This window comes from Janthinobacterium sp. YR213, assembly GCF_900099875.1.
Taxonomy (GTDB): Bacteria; Pseudomonadota; Gammaproteobacteria; order Burkholderiales; family Burkholderiaceae_D; genus Janthinobacterium; species Janthinobacterium lividum.
On sequence record NZ_FNDA01000002.1, the window covers coordinates 384,404 to 398,664 of the forward strand.

The following is a 14,261-nucleotide window of genomic DNA, read 5'->3' on the forward strand; positions in this document are numbered from 1 at the left end:
AAACTGGAGATGAAGCATGAGTAAATTTTATCCGCTGTGCGTAGCGAACGTGCGCAACGAAACGCGCGACACCATCGCCGTCACGTTCGACGTGCCAGCCGAGCTGCAGCAGCAGTTCCGCTTCCAGCAGGGCCAGCACCTGACCCTGCGCGCCAATATCAATGCGGAAGACGTGCGCCGCTCGTATTCCATCTGCTCGGCGGTGCAGGACGGCACCCTGCGCGTGGCCATCAAGCGCACGCCGGGCGGCGCGTTCTCCACCTGGGCGAACGATACCCTGAAAGCGGGCGCCACCATCGAGGTGATGCCGCCCATGGGCCACTTCAACGTGCCGCTCGACTGCGTCAACCGCAAGCACTACCTGGCGTTTGCGGCCGGCAGCGGCATCACGCCCATCCTCTCCATCATCAAGACCACCCTGCTGACGGAACCCCTGAGCCGCTTCACCCTGTTCTACGGTAACCGCGCCTCGTCGTCCGTCATCTTCAAGGAAGAATTGACGGACTTGAAGGACGTGTACCTGGAGCGTTTGAACCTGGTCTACGTGATGAGCCGCGAGCAGCAGGACATCGAATTGTTCAACGGCCGCATCACGCAGGAAAAATGCGAGCAATTCCTGCAGCACTGGATCAAAGTCGAAGACTACGACAACGCCTTCATCTGCGGCCCGGAAGACATGATGCTCGGTGTCTCCGCTGCCCTGCAGGCTGCCGGCATGCCCAAGCAGAATATCAAGATCGAACTGTTCGCCGCCAGCATCCCGAAAAACGCCCACAAGCCGCGCGCCCAGCTCGACGCGGGCGTGGTGCAGGAAACGGAAGTGACCGTCATCATGGATGGCAACCACACCACCTTCACGATGGACAAGGACAAGGAATCCATCCTCGACGCGGGCCTGCGCCAAGGCATCGACATGCGCTACTCGTGCAAGGGCGGCGTATGTTCGACCTGCCGCTGCAAGATCCTCGACGGCAAAGTCGAAATGGATGTCAACTACGCGCTGGAAGACTACGAAGTGGCGCGCGGCTTTGTCCTCAGTTGCCAGAGTTTCCCTCTCACAGACAAGGTCGTGGTCGACTTCGACCAGGCTGAATAAGCCGGTGCAGGGCACGGGCCCTGCCTTACCTATTACACAAGCGAGACGCCATGACCTACCAAAACATCCTCTTTACCATCGAGCAGGGTATCGCCACGCTGACCCTGAACCGTCCCGACAAACTCAATAGTTTTACGCAAGCCATGCACGAGGAAGTGCGCGACGCGATTGCGAAAGTGAACGCCGACAGTACCGTGCGCGTCTTCGTGCTGACGGGCGCGGGCCGCGGCTTTTGCGCGGGCCAGGATCTGTCCGACCGCGCCGTGGAACCCGGCTCGAAGGGCGTGGACCTGGGCGAGTCGGTGGAAAAGAACTATGCGCCGCTGGTGCTGGCCCTGAAAGCGCTGCCGATGCCCGTGATTTGCGCCGTCAACGGCGTGGCCGCTGGCGCGGGCGCCAACCTGGCGCTGGCTTGCGACATCGTCATCGCCGGCAAGTCGGCCAGCTTCGTCGAAGTGTTCTGCAAGCTGGGCCTGATCCCGGACACGGGCGGCACCTTTTTCTTGCCACGCCTGATCGGTTCGGCGCGCGCCATGGGCCTGGCCATGCTCGGTGAAAAACTGACGGCGGAAAAAGCGGAAGACTGGGGCTTGATCTGGAAATGCGTCGAGGATGCCCAACTGGCGGAAGAAACGCGCAAGCTGGCCGTGCACTTTTCCACGGCGCCGACCAAGGGCCTGGCCTACACCAAGCAGGCACTGGCCGCCAGCGGCGCCAATACCCTGCCGCAGCAGCTGGCGCTGGAAGCGCGCATGATGAGCGATCTCGGTAACAGCGACGATTACCGCGAAGGCGTTGCCGCCTTCATGGAAAAGCGCGCACCGCAATTCAAGGGACATTGATATGGCAGCTTTGGACAACAACAGTATCGTCGCCGTCATCGGCAGCGGCGCCATGGGCGCCGGCATCGCGCAGGTGGCCGCCGCAGCCGGCTACCGCGTAAAACTGTACGACACGCGCGCAGAAGCCGTCAGCAAGGCGCTGGCCGATATCGGCAAGATGTATGTGAAGCTGGCCGAGAAGGGCCGCATGACGGCCGACGATGCGGCAGCCGCCACGGCGCGCCTGCAGGCGGCCGGCAGCCTGGCCGATGTGAGCGATGCATCCCTGGTGGTGGAAGCCATCGTGGAAAACCTCGACGTCAAGCGCGGTCTGTTCGCGGAACTGGAAGCGCTGGTCGGCGACGACTGCATCCTGGCGACGAATACGTCGTCGATTTCCGTCACGGCCATCGCCGCCAAGCTGCGCCGCCCGGAACGCCTGGTCGGCATGCATTTCTTTAATCCCGTACCCCTGATGGCGCTGGTCGAAGTGATCAGTGGCCTGGCCACCAGCGAGCAAGTGGCCGCCACCGTGTATGACACGTCGATTGCCTGGGGCAAGAACCCCGTGCATGCAAAATCGACGCCCGGCTTCATCGTCAACCGTGTCGCCCGTCCCTTCTATGCGGAAGGCTGGCGCCTGCTGAACGAACAGGCGGGCGACGCCGCCACCATCGACGCCGTGCTGCGCGAAGCGGGCGGTTTCCGCATGGGGCCATTCGAGCTGATGGACCTGATCGGCCACGACGTGAATTTCTCCGTCACGCAATCCGTGTTCGGCGCCTATTTCAACGATCCGCGTTTCACGCCGTCCGTGCTGCAGCAGGAAATGGTCAACGCCGGTTTCCTCGGCCGCAAATCGGGCCGCGGTTTTTACCTGTATGGCGAAGGCGCCGTTGCCCCCGTGGCGCAGGCGGAAGGTGCACAGGCCAAGCCAGAATTCGTCGCCCTGTCGGCCGCCATCGGTGGCGATGGCCGTGGCCACAGCGGCATCATCCACAGCCTGGTGCAGCGGCTGGAGCAGGCGGGCATCACCGTCAGCCGCCGCGTGACGCAGGAAGGCCAGGCGCACGACGAGGCGCCGGCCCTGCATTGCCATGGCGCCGCGATTTACCTGACCGATGGCCGCAGCGCCACCCAGCGCGCGCACGACAACCAGCATCCGGACACGGTGCTGTTCGACCTGGCGCTCGATTACGCCGGTGCCAGGCGCATTGCCGTGGCCCGTGCCGACCAGTGCAGCGACGCCGCCTATGCGGCTGTCGTCGGCCTGTTCCAGGCGGCCGGTTTCATCGTCACGCGCCTGGACGACGTGCCTGGCCTGGCCGTCATGCGCACTGTCGCCATGCTGGCCAACGAGGCGGCCGACGCCGTCAACCAGGGCGTGTGCACGGTGGCCGCCGTCGATATCGCCATGCAGAAGGGCGTCAACTACCCGCGTGGACCGCTGGCCTGGGCCGATGCCGTCGGCGTCCAGCACATCGTGTCGGTGCTGCACCACCTGGCGCAAGGCTATGGCGAAGACCGCTACCGGGTCTCGCAGCTGCTGCGCCGTAAACTTGCCAATGGAGATCGCTTTCATGCCGAATGAAGACCACAACATGACCGCACAAGCCCTGGCGGAAGCGGCCGCTGCCTCCATGCTGTCGCGCGATAACGCCACCGCCGCCATGGGCATCGCCTTGGCCGAAGTGGGACCGGGCCATGCGCGCATGACCATGACGGTGCGCGCCGACATGCTCAATGGCCACCAGACCTGCCATGGCGGTTTTATCTTTGCCCTGGCCGACAGCGCCTTCGCCTTTGCCTGCAACAGCTACAACATGAACACCGTGGGAGCCGGCTGCACCATCGATTACCTGGCGCCGGGCCGCGAAGGCGACGTGCTGACGGCGCACGCCGTCGAGCAGGCGCTGGCCGGCAAGAGCGGCGTCTACGACGTCAAGGTCAGCAACCAGGACGGGCGCGCCATCGCGCTCTTCCGTGGCAAGTCGATTCGCGTGGCGGGTGAAGTCATCAGCAATTGAAGGTACGAGAGCAGGCTTGAACTGCCGGAACGAATTACATAGTTATAGAACCGAATCAGGAGACAGAGATGGTCCAGAGAACCCCAGCACCGAATGACCTCGAGCCGATCGAGCGCGCCAGCAAGGATGAACTGCAGGCGCTGCAGCTCGAACGCATGAAATGGACGCTCAAGCACGCGTATGACAACGTGCCCCATTACCGCGCTGCTTTTGACGAAGCGGGCGTGCATCCGGACGACCTCAAATCCCTGTCCGATCTGGCCAAATTCCCGTTCACCGATAAAAAGGTCTTGCGCGACAATTACCCGTTTGGCCTGTTCGCCGTGCCGCGCGAGCAAGTGGTGCGCATCCACGCGTCCAGCGGCACCACGGGCAAGGCCACGGTGGTCGGCTACACGCAGAACGACATCGATACCTGGGCCAACGTGGTGGCGCGCTCGATCCGCGCCGGCGGCGGCCGCGCTGGCGACATGGTGCATATCTCCTACGGCTATGGCCTGTTCACGGGCGGCCTGGGCGCGCATTACGGCGCCGAGCGCCTGGGCTGCACGGTCATTCCGATGTCCGGCGGGCAGACGGAAAAGCAGGTGCAACTGATCCAGGATTTCAAGCCGTCGATCATCATGGTTACGCCTTCGTACATGCTCAACATCATCGAGGAATTCACGCGCCAGGGTCTGGACCCGGCCGAATCGTCGCTGAAGGTGGGCATCTTCGGCGCCGAGCCGTGGACGGACGCCATGCGCTCGGAAATCGAGGCGCGTGCCGGCATCGACGCCGTCGACATCTACGGCCTGTCCGAAGTGATGGGCCCTGGCGTGGCATCCGAATGCATCGAAAGCAAGGACGGTCCCGTCATCTGGGAAGACCATTTTTACCCGGAAATCATCGATCCGGAAACGGGCGAGGTGCTGCCGGACGGCGAAGAGGGCGAGCTGGTGTTTACCTCGCTGTCGAAGGAAGCGCTGCCCATCATCCGCTACCGCACGCGCGACCTGACCCGCTTGCTGCCGCCGACATCGCGCTCGATGCGCCGCATCGGCAAGATTACGGGCCGCTCGGACGACATGCTGATCATCCGCGGCGTGAACGTCTTCCCCACGCAGATCGAAGAGCTGATCCTCAAAATGCCGAAGCTGGCGCCACAGTATCAATTGGTGGTCACGCGGGACGGCCACCTCGACAAGCTGGAAGTGGTGGCCGAGCTGCGTATCGACCTCACTGCCGCCATCTCGGCCAGTGAAACGGACGCGCTGGCGCGCGAGCTGGAACACCGCATCAAGACACACGTGGGCGTGAGCACGCGCGTGCGCCTCGTGGCCGCCGCCGGCATCGAACGCACCCTGACGGGCAAGGCCCGCCGCGTGGTTGACCAGCGCCCGAAGATTTTTTCCTGATAGCCCGCCCGAACAAGGAACCAGACATGAATGACGCTTTTATCTGTGACGCCGTACGCACCCCGTTTGGCCGCTATGGCGGCGCGCTGTCCAGCGTGCGCGCGGACGACCTGGGTGCGCTGCCGATTGCCGCGCTGATCGCCCGCAACCCGTCCGTCGACTGGGCCGCCATCGACGACGTGTTCTACGGCTGCGCCAATCAGGCGGGCGAGGACAATCGCAACGTGGGCCGCATGGCTGCGCTGCTGGCCGGCTTGCCGGCGGCAGTGCCCGCCAATACCATCAACCGCCTGTGCGGCTCCAGCCTGGATGCCGTCGGCATGGCTGCCCGTTCCATCAAGGCGGGCGAGGCGGAACTGATCATCGCCGGTGGCGTGGAAAGCATGACGCGCGCGCCTTTCGTGATGGGCAAGGCCGACAGCGCGTTTTCGCGCGCGGCGAAAATCGAAGACACGACCCTGGGCTGGCGTTTTGTGAACGGCAAGATGAAGGCGCAGTACGGCATCGACACCATGCCGGAAACGGCGGAAAACGTGGCCGTGGAATTTGGCATCAGCCGCGCCGACCAGGATGCGCTGGCCCTGCGCAGCCAGCAGCGCTGGGCGGCCGCCCACGCGGCAGGCGTGTTCGAGCGCGAAATCGTGCCCGTCGCCGTGCCGCAAAAAAAAGGCGAGCCGAAAATGGTGACGATGGATGAACATCCGCGTCCCGATACCTCGCTGGACATGCTGGCAAAGCTCAAGGGCGTGGTCAAGCCGGACGGCACGGTCACGGCCGGCAATGCCTCGGGCTTGAACGATGGCGCCTGCGCCATCCTGCTGGCGTCCGCCGCCGCCGTCGATAAATACAAACTGACGCCGCGCGCAAAAGTGCTGGGCATGGCCACGGCCGGCCTGGCGCCGCGCATCATGGGTTTCGGTCCTTCGCCCGCGTCGCGCAAGGTGCTGGCGCAAACGGGATTGAGCATCGAGCAGATGGACGTGATCGAACTCAATGAAGCGTTTGCGGCGCAGGCACTGGCGGTGACGCGCGACCTGGGGCTGGCGGACGATGCGGCCCACGTAAATCCGAATGGCGGTGCGATCGCCATCGGCCACCCGCTGGGCGCATCGGGCGCGCGCCTGGTGATGGCGGCCCTGAACCAGCTGGAACGCACGGGCGGGCGCTATGCGCTGTGCACCATGTGCATCGGCGTGGGGCAGGGTATTGCCGTCGTTATTGAACGCGTATAAAAGCAGTATATAAAACAAGGTGCAAGATAGCACCACCCAATTTGACCGTAGTGCCAACCTGGTGGAGACCACAATGATTGCCAATATCTTCAAGAAAACCCTGATCGCCGGCGTGCTGGCCATGTCCGCCGTGGGCGCGTATGCGGCCGATAACATCAAGATCGGTTCCGTGCTGTCCGTCACGGGGCCTGCCGCCTTCCTGGGCGACCCGGAACTGAAAACCCTGCAGCTGTATATCGAGAAGATCAACGCGGCCGGCGGCGTCCTGGGACGCAAGCTGGAACTTGTGCATTACGATGACGGCAGCGATGCCGCCAAGGCCAACGGTTTTACCAAGCGCCTGATCGAGTCCGACAAGGTCGATGTACTGATCGGCGGCACCACCACCGGCGCGACGATGGCGATGGCGCCGCTGGTGGAGCGCGCCAGCATGCCGTTCATCTCGCTGGCGGGCGCCGTGGTCATCATCGACCCGGTCAAGAAATGGGTGTTCAAGACGCCGCATACGGATCGCATGGCGGCAGAGAAGGTGTTCGAGGACATGAAGAAGCGCGGTATCAGCAAGGTGGGCCTGCTGTCGGAAACGAGCGGCTTTGGCGCTTCGGGCCGCAAGGAATCGCAAATCGTCGCCTCGAAATACGGCATCACGCTGGTGGCCGATGAAACCTACGGCCCGAAAGACACGGACATCACGGCGCAGCTCACGCGCATCAAGAATACTGCTGGCGTGCAAGCCGTCTTCGTCTTCGGCCTGGGCCAGGGCCCGGCGGTCGTGACCAAGAACTATGGCCAGCTGGGGATGGCCGCGCTGCCGCTGTACCAGTCGCATGGCGTGGCGTCCGACGAATACCTGAAACTGTCGGGCAAGGCCGCCGAAGGCGTGCGCCTTCCGACGCCAGCCCTCCTAATCGGCGCCATGCTGCCGGACAGCGACGCGCAAAAGGCGATCGTCGTCGGCTACGACAAGACGTATAAGGACCGCTACAAGATCGACCCATCGACCTTTGGCGGCTATGCGCTCGACGCCCTGAACCTGTCGGTCGACGCCATCAAGCGCGCCGGCGGCACGGACCGCGACAAAGTGCGTGCGGCGCTGGAGTCGACCAAGGGTTTTGTCGGCACCACCGGCGTCTTCAACATGTCGGCCAAAGACCACATGGGCCTGGATCTGTCGGCTTTCCGCATGGTCGAAGTGAAGAACGGCGAATGGCAATTGTCGAAATGATGTAAGCCAGAAGTACCTGCGCGGGCCACCCTCGAAGGCGGTCCGCGCATAGCCGAACATAATGGAGACACCATGGAAGTCGCACAATTTCTACAATTTCTGTATTCCGGGATGACGGTCGGTTCCGCCTACGCGCTGGCGGCGCTGGGCTTCACCATCATCTACAACACCAGCGGCGTGATCAATTTCGCCCAGGGCGAATTCATCATGCTGGGCGGGATGCTGGCTGCCGTGATGTCGGCCGCCGGCGTGCCGCTGCCGCTGGCCATCATCCTGGCCGTCATCGCCACCGGTATCGTTGGCCTGCTGATGGAAAAAACCGTGATCGAACCGGCGCAAAATGCACAGGTCATCACGCTCCTGATCATCACCATTGGCGCCTCGCTCGTGCTGCGCGGCCTGGTGCAAATCTGGCTGGGCAAGGACACGCATTCGCTGCCCGCGTTTTCCGGCGACGCGCCGATCGAATTCCTGGGCGCCAGCCTGCTGCCGCAAAGCCTGTGGGTGCTGGGCGTCACCGTCGTCATCGTGCTGGTGCTGGGCTGGTTCTTCGGCCGCACGCTGATGGGCAAGGCCATGCTGGCCACCTCCCACAACAAGCTGGCCGCGCAACTGGTGGGCATCAACACGCGCAAGGTGCTGCTGTTCTCGTTCGGCCTGTCGGCCCTGCTGGGCGCTGCCGGCGGCATCCTCGTTGCACCGATCACGTATACGTCTTACGACGCGGGCATCATGCTGGGCCTGAAAGGCTTTGTCGCCGCCGTCCTCGGTGGCCTGGGCGGTGGCGCGGGCGCGATTGCCGGTGGCCTGATCCTCGGCATCGCCGAAGCCATGACGGCCGGCTACATCTCGTCGGCTTATAAAGATGCCGTCCCCTTTGTGCTGATTTTATTGATCCTGTTCTTCCTGCCGCAAGGCTTGTTTGGCGCTAAAAATTCGGAGCGTGTATGAAGAGTTTCTTTGCCCGCTCACGCCACGGTGGCCTGTTGTTGCTGGCCCTGGTGCTGGCCATCCTGCCCCTGTTCCTCACCAATGCGTTCTATTATGACGTGGCGATTCGCATTGCCCTGAACGCCATCGTTGTCATCGGCCTGAACCTGCTGATGGGCTATACGGGCCAGATCAGCCTGGGCCACGCCGGTTTCTACGGCCTGGGCGCGTATGCGTCTGCCGTGCTGACCACCCACTACAGCTGGCCGCCGCTGGCCGCGCTGGCCGCAGGAGCGGTTGCCACGGGCTTGCTGGCCCTGCTGCTGGCGCGTCCCGTGCTGAAACTCAAGGGCCACACCCTGGCCATGGCGACCCTGGGCCTGGGCATCATCATTTCCATCGTTATCAACAACGAGACGCAGTGGACGGGCGGCCCTGACGGCATCGGCGTGTCCGCCTTCTCGGTCGCCGGGCTGGAAATCGCCGGCGAAAAATCGTGGTACATCCTGTGCGCCGTGCTGCTGTTGCTGGTGACGTGGCTGGCCCTGAACCTGATCGATTCACCTGTCGGCCGCGCGCTGCAGGCCATCCACGGTTCGGAAGTGGCGGCCCGCGTGGTCGGCGTCGATACGACCCGCTTCAAGGTACGCGTGTTCGTGCTGTCGGCCGTCATTGCCAGCATCGCGGGCAGCATCAGTGCCCATTACATCGGTTTCATCACGCCCAACCTGGCGGGCTTCTTCCACTCGATCGAGCTGGTGACGATGGTGGTGGTGGGCGGCATGGCGTCGATCTTCGGTTCCATCATCGGCGCGGCCCTGCTGACGATCCTGCCGCAGCTGCTGTCCAGTTTTGAAGGCTGGGAAACGGTGGTGTTTGGCGTGATCCTGATGGCCACCATGATCTTCATGCCGAAAGGCCTCGTGCCCAGCTTGGCCAGCCGGTCACGCAAACGGGCAGGAGTGCCGCAGGCACCCAAAGCCCCCGAAGGCGCGGCAAAACCACCGGCGCAGGAGGTATGAGATGTTGACGATTAACAATCTGAGCAAGAGCTTCGGCGGCGTGCACGCGGTGCAGGATGTGAGCTTTACCGTCAAGGAGGGTAATATCCACTCCGTGATCGGGCCCAATGGCGCCGGCAAGACCACCCTGTTCAATCTGATCACGGGCGTCTACACGCCGAGCAAGGGCGAAATCCTGCTCAATGGCGAGAACGTGGCCGCCATGCCGCCCGATGCGCTGGCGCGGCGCGGCATGAGCCGCACCTTCCAGAACCTGCAAGTGTGCATGAACATGACGGCCATCGACAATGTGATGGTGGGCGCGCATTTGCGCCTGAACCAGAATCTGTTCGCTTCCATGCTGCGTTTGCCGTCCGTGCGCCGCGCGGATGCGGCTTGCCGCGACGAGGCGGCGGGCCTGATGGAATTCGTCGGCGTGGGCCGGCATATCGATGACGAGGCAGGACAGATGTCGTATGGCGCCTTGAAGCGCCTGGAAATTGCCCGCGCGCTGGCGGCCAAGCCGAAAGTGCTGCTGCTCGATGAACCGGCCGCGGGCCTGAACCACACGGAAACGGGCGAGATCGAAACCTTGATCCGCAAGGTGGCGCAATCGGGCGTGACGGTGGTGCTGGTCGAGCATGACATGAAACTGGTGATGAATCTGTCGGACCATATCCTGGTGCTCGACTATGGCAAGAAGCTGGCCGAAGGGACCGCCGCCGAAGTGCGCGCAAATCCCGACGTGGTGGCGGCGTATCTGGGGGTGGCGGCATGATGACAATGGAAAAACCTCAGACTTCGCTGGTGCTCGATATCGCCGGCCTGACCAGTCATTACGGCCGCATCCAGGCCTTGCACGGCATCGACCTGCAAGTGCGTCAGGGCCAGCTGGTGGCGCTGGTGGGCGCGAATGGCGCCAGCAAGACGACGCTGCTGCGGGCGATCTCCGGCGTGCAGCCGATCAGCGCCGGCAGCATCGCCTTCGCCGGCCAGGACGTCAGCCGCATGAGCGCCGACAGGCGCGTGCGCGCCGGCATCTGCCAGGTGCCGGAAGGGCGGCAAGTGTTCGGCCCCATGACGGTGGAAGACAACCTGCGCCTGGGGGCTTTTACGCGCCCACCGCAGGACGTGGCCGGTGACATGGAGCGCATGTACGGCCTGTTCCCGATCCTGAAGGAAAAGCGCTTGCTGCTGGCCGGGACGTTATCCGGCGGACAGCAGCAGATGCTGGCCATGGCGCGCGCGCTGATGGGCCGCCCGCAACTGCTGCTGCTCGATGAGCCGAGCATGGGCCTGGCACCGCTCCTGATCGCGGAGATATTCCGTATCGTGGCCGAGCTGCGCGACCAGGGCATCACCATCTTCCTCGTCGAGCAGAACGCGCACGCCGCCCTGTCGATCGCCGACGTGGGCTATGTGATCGAGACGGGCGCCATCACGCTGTCCGGTCCGGGGCCTGAATTGCTGCATAACGAGCAGGTACAGAGCGCTTATCTGGGGATGTGAGGACAGCAGCGGAGGGCTGGGGTCTGACCCCAGTTTTCCGCTGCGTCTAGTAATAACGTGCGTGGCACGAAAGATGAATAGGAGCGCAACATGGTCAAAGTCTACGAAATCAACGGCGTCACCCCCGTCGTCCACCCCAGCGCCTATGTGCACCCATCGGCCGTGCTGATCGGTGACGTGATCATCGGTCCGCGCTGCTATATCGGTCCGCTGGCCTCGATCCGCGGCGACTTCGGCCGCCTGATCCTGGAGGAGGGCGCGAACCTGCAGGACACCTGCGTCATGCACGGCTTCCCCGGCTGCGACACGGTGGTCGAAGTCGACGGCCATGTCGGCCATGGTGCCGTGCTGCATGGCTGCCGCATCGGCCGCAATGCGCTCGTCGGCATGAACGCCGTGGTGATGGATAACGCCGTCATCGGCGAGGAATCCATCGTCGCGGCCATGAGTTTTGTGAAGGCGGGCATGATCGTCGCGCCGCGCAGCATGGTGGTGGGCACACCGGCCAAGATGATCCGCGCGCTGACCGACGATGAAATCAAATGGAAAAGCTCGGGCACGGGCCAATATCACGAACTGGCCGTGCGTTCCATGCAGACGATGCGCGAGGTGGAGGCCCTGACGGAAGTCGAGGCCGGCCGCCAGCGCCTGAATTTCGAATCCGCCTTGCCGCTGCATTTGCACAAGAACGCAGCAGCGCAGTAAGCACGCAGTAAACCAACATAGGAGTAAACCACATGGCTCATATATCCACCCTGCAAAGCCTGATCGCCGACCGCTGGCTGGGCGAAAGCGCTGCCGTGCCCTTGCACAGCGCCTTGAACAACCGCGTCATCTATCACACGCATGCGGAAAAGATCGACTTCGACGAAGCCGTCACGTATGCCCGCAAGACGGGCGTGCCGGGCCTGATGGCGCTGGACTTCCAGCAGCGCGCCGCGCGCCTGAAGGCGCTGGCCCTGTACCTGGTCGAGCGCAAGGAAGAACTGTATGCGATTTCGCACCTGTCGGGCGCCACGCGTGCCGACAGCTGGGTCGATATTGAAGGCGGCACGGGTACCCTGTTCGCCTACGCCAGCATGGGCAGCCACGAGTTGCCGTCGTCGAACGTGCTGCACGAAGGCCCGGCCATCGCGCTGGGCAAGAAAGGCGGTTTCGCCGGCACGCACATCCTGGTGCCGCGCGGCGGCCTGGCCGTGCACATCAACGCCTTCAATTTCCCCATCTGGGGTTTGCTGGAAAAATTCGCGCCCAGCTTCCTGGCGGCCATGCCCTGCATCGCCAAGCCGGCCACGGCGACCAGTTACCTGACGCAGGCCGTCGTGCGCATGATGCATGAATCGGGCTTGCTGCCGGCCGGCAGTTTGCAGCTGGTGATCGGTTCCACGGGCGACTTGCTGGACCGCCTGAATGGCCAGGATTTCGTGACATTCACGGGATCGGCCGCCACGGCCGCCAAGCTGCGCACGAATCCGAACCTGATCGCCCAGTCCGTGCCCTTCAACGGCGAAGCCGATTCGCTCAATTGCGCCATCCTGGCGCCGGACGTCACGCCAGACGACGTGGAATTCGACCTGTTCGTCAAGGAAGTCGTGCGCGAGATGACGGGAAAATCGGGCCAGAAGTGCACGGCCATCCGCCGCATCATCGTGCCCGAGCACCTGATGGACGCCGTCGGCACGCGCCTGCGCGAACGCCTGGCCAAGGTGGTGGTGGGCGATCCGTCCATCGAGGGCGTGCGCATGGGCGCCCTGGCGTCAAAGGAACAGCAGAACGACGTGGCCGAACGGGTCGCCGCCCTGTCGCAGGGTAATGAAGTGGTGTTCGGCGCGGCCGACGGTTTTAGTCCTTTGGGCGATGGTGCCCTTGACGGCAGCTTCTTCTCGCCGACCCTGCTGCTGTGCCGTGACGCCTTCGGCAACGATGCCGTGCATGACGTGGAAGCGTTCGGCCCCGTCAGCACCATGATGGGTTATAAGGACATCGATGAAGCGCTGGCCCTGGCCGCGCGCGGCAAGGGCAGCCTGGTGAGCACCCTGGTGACGCGCGATCCGAAGATCGCCGCGCGCGTGGTGCCGCAAGTGGCGGCCACGCATGGCCGCGTGCACGTGCTCGAGCGCGTGGCGTCCGTCGATTCGACGGGCCATGGCTCGCCGCTGCCGCAACTGAAGCACGGCGGCCCTGGCCGCGCGGGCGGCGGCGAAGAGCTGGGCGGCGTGCGCGCCGTGCGCCACTACCTGCAACGGGCGGCCGTGCAAGGCTCGCCGACCATGCTGGCGGCCATCACCGGCGAATACGTGCGCGGCGCGGACGTCAATGAAAGCCCGATCCACCCGTTCCGCAAGCACTTCGAGGACTTGAAGACGGGCGACTCGCTGCTCACGCACCGCCGCACCGTCAGCGAAGCGGACATCGTCGCCTTCGGCGGCATTTCGGGCGACTTCTTCTACATGCACTTCGATGAAATCGCGGCCAAGGAATCGCAGTTCGGCAAGCGCATCGCCCACGGCTACTTTGTGCTGTCCGCCGCCGCCGGCCTGTTCGTCTCGCCAGGCGTCGGTCCCGTGCTGGCCAACTATGGCCTGGACAACCTGCGCTTCGTCGCGCCGGTGGCGATTGGCGACACCATCCGCGCCCGCCTGACGTGCAAGCGCAAGGTCGACCGCAACCGCAAGGACGTGTTCGGCGTGGGCCAGGGCGTGGTCGCGTGGGACGTGCAGGTGACGAACCAGAACGAGGAACTGGTGGCCAGCTACGACATTCTGACCCTGGTGTCGAAGCGCGAGTAAGTCCGAGAGTAAGCGTCTCTGGCAGGATTGGTTTGAACGGCGCCGCCCGCGATCTTCGCGCGGGCGGCGCTTTTTTTTATGCGGATTCTTTTCGTCTTGAATTATCCATAAGTGTATGAAAAATATAGCCTAAGTGTGGTTTTGCACGGCGTGCTATTTAGATAAACCCCTCTAGAACGCGTGCTTTTTTCATGGAAATGGGCGAATTCGCTCATTGCCTCAAGAAAACTTTCC

13 protein-coding genes are annotated in these 14,261 nt (G+C 63.6%); all 13 read left to right on the plus strand.

All coding sequences use genetic code 11. The features are described 5' to 3' along the window. The first annotated feature begins 16 nt into the window (after positions 1 to 16). The 13 genes from paaE (at position 17) to paaZ (ending at position 14,027) form a co-directional block, all read left to right on the plus strand. Positions 17 to 1,096, plus strand: coding sequence for a 1,2-phenylacetyl-CoA epoxidase subunit PaaE (gene paaE, locus BLT98_RS10930; protein ID WP_034780398.1), 1,080 nt, complete (start codon positions 17 to 19; stop codon positions 1,094 to 1,096). A 50-nt stretch (positions 1,097 to 1,146) separates the two neighbouring features. Continuing rightward, the gene (paaG, locus tag BLT98_RS10935; RefSeq protein ID WP_034780396.1) at positions 1,147 to 1,938 is read left to right on the plus strand and encodes a 2-(1,2-epoxy-1,2-dihydrophenyl)acetyl-CoA isomerase PaaG; all 792 of its coding nucleotides are present in this window, start codon (positions 1,147 to 1,149) and stop codon (positions 1,936 to 1,938) included. Between the two features lies 1 nt (position 1,939). Next, entirely contained in the window at positions 1,940 to 3,508 is a 1,569-nt protein-coding gene (paaH, locus tag BLT98_RS10940; RefSeq protein ID WP_092607614.1) for a 3-hydroxyacyl-CoA dehydrogenase PaaH, read from the plus strand. Next, on the plus strand, positions 3,498 to 3,944 hold the full coding sequence (gene paaI / locus BLT98_RS10945; RefSeq protein WP_092607618.1) for a hydroxyphenylacetyl-CoA thioesterase PaaI: 447 nt from the start codon (positions 3,498 to 3,500) through the stop codon (positions 3,942 to 3,944). Before paaH ends, paaI begins: the two co-directional genes overlap by 11 nt. A gap of 68 nt (positions 3,945 to 4,012) precedes the next feature. Beyond that, positions 4,013 to 5,341, plus strand: coding sequence for a phenylacetate--CoA ligase PaaK (gene paaK, locus BLT98_RS10950; protein ID WP_092607621.1), 1,329 nt, complete (start codon positions 4,013 to 4,015; stop codon positions 5,339 to 5,341). 26 nt (positions 5,342 to 5,367) lie between these two features. Then, positions 5,368 to 6,573 carry a 3-oxoadipyl-CoA thiolase gene (gene pcaF / locus BLT98_RS10955; protein WP_092607624.1) on the plus strand — a complete coding sequence of 402 codons (1,206 nt, stop codon included), beginning with the start codon at positions 5,368 to 5,370 and terminating at the stop codon, positions 6,571 to 6,573. A 73-nt stretch (positions 6,574 to 6,646) separates the two neighbouring features. Beyond that, positions 6,647 to 7,798 carry an ABC transporter substrate-binding protein gene (locus tag BLT98_RS10960; RefSeq protein ID WP_034780388.1) on the plus strand — a complete coding sequence of 384 codons (1,152 nt, stop codon included), beginning with the start codon at positions 6,647 to 6,649 and terminating at the stop codon, positions 7,796 to 7,798. Positions 7,799 to 7,870: 72 nt separating this feature from the next. After that, complete coding sequence (locus BLT98_RS10965) at positions 7,871 to 8,749, plus strand: branched-chain amino acid ABC transporter permease (protein ID WP_034780386.1); 879 nt, start codon at positions 7,871 to 7,873, stop codon at positions 8,747 to 8,749. Then, positions 8,746 to 9,750, plus strand: coding sequence for a branched-chain amino acid ABC transporter permease (locus BLT98_RS10970; protein ID WP_092607627.1), 1,005 nt, complete (start codon positions 8,746 to 8,748; stop codon positions 9,748 to 9,750). Before BLT98_RS10965 ends, BLT98_RS10970 begins: the two co-directional genes overlap by 4 nt. Before the next feature lies 1 nt (position 9,751). Next, positions 9,752 to 10,507, plus strand: a complete 756-nt coding sequence (locus tag BLT98_RS10975; RefSeq protein ID WP_034780381.1) for an ABC transporter ATP-binding protein — start codon at positions 9,752 to 9,754, stop codon at positions 10,505 to 10,507. Positions 10,508 to 10,512: 5 nt separating this feature from the next. Beyond that, the gene (locus BLT98_RS10980) at positions 10,513 to 11,238 is read left to right on the plus strand and encodes an ABC transporter ATP-binding protein (protein WP_244517463.1); all 726 of its coding nucleotides are present in this window, start codon (positions 10,513 to 10,515) and stop codon (positions 11,236 to 11,238) included. Positions 11,239 to 11,328: 90 nt separating this feature from the next. Beyond that, positions 11,329 to 11,943 (plus strand): phenylacetic acid degradation protein PaaY, encoded by a 615-nt coding sequence (gene paaY, locus BLT98_RS10985; RefSeq protein WP_092607633.1) that lies wholly within the window; start codon positions 11,329 to 11,331, stop codon positions 11,941 to 11,943. A gap of 32 nt (positions 11,944 to 11,975) precedes the next feature. Further along, positions 11,976 to 14,027, plus strand: a complete 2,052-nt coding sequence (gene paaZ, locus BLT98_RS10990) for a phenylacetic acid degradation bifunctional protein PaaZ (protein WP_092607636.1) — start codon at positions 11,976 to 11,978, stop codon at positions 14,025 to 14,027. Positions 14,028 to 14,261: the final 234 nt, after the last annotated feature.

Bases quoted from the DNA above. Each gene is read 5' to 3' on its own strand.
- paaY (WP_092607633.1), top strand. From the start codon at position 11,329: ATGGTCAAAGTCTACGAAATCAACGGCGTCACCCCCGTCGTCCACCCC.
- BLT98_RS10975 (WP_034780381.1), top strand. From the start codon at position 9,752: ATGTTGACGATTAACAATCTGAGCAAGAGCTTCGGCGGCGTGCACGCG.
- BLT98_RS10980 (WP_244517463.1), top strand. From the start codon at position 10,513: ATGGAAAAACCTCAGACTTCGCTGGTGCTCGATATCGCCGGCCTGACC.
- paaI (WP_092607618.1), top strand. From the start codon at position 3,498: ATGCCGAATGAAGACCACAACATGACCGCACAAGCCCTGGCGGAAGCG.
- BLT98_RS10960 (WP_034780388.1), top strand. From the start codon at position 6,647: ATGATTGCCAATATCTTCAAGAAAACCCTGATCGCCGGCGTGCTGGCC.
- paaH (WP_092607614.1), top strand. From the start codon at position 1,940: ATGGCAGCTTTGGACAACAACAGTATCGTCGCCGTCATCGGCAGCGGC.
- BLT98_RS10965 (WP_034780386.1), top strand. From the start codon at position 7,871: ATGGAAGTCGCACAATTTCTACAATTTCTGTATTCCGGGATGACGGTC.
- BLT98_RS10970 (WP_092607627.1), top strand. From the start codon at position 8,746: ATGAAGAGTTTCTTTGCCCGCTCACGCCACGGTGGCCTGTTGTTGCTG.
- paaE (WP_034780398.1), top strand. From the start codon at position 17: ATGAGTAAATTTTATCCGCTGTGCGTAGCGAACGTGCGCAACGAAACG.
- paaK (WP_092607621.1), top strand. From the start codon at position 4,013: ATGGTCCAGAGAACCCCAGCACCGAATGACCTCGAGCCGATCGAGCGC.
- paaG (WP_034780396.1), top strand. From the start codon at position 1,147: ATGACCTACCAAAACATCCTCTTTACCATCGAGCAGGGTATCGCCACG.
- paaZ (WP_092607636.1), top strand. From the start codon at position 11,976: ATGGCTCATATATCCACCCTGCAAAGCCTGATCGCCGACCGCTGGCTG.
- pcaF (WP_092607624.1), top strand. From the start codon at position 5,368: ATGAATGACGCTTTTATCTGTGACGCCGTACGCACCCCGTTTGGCCGC.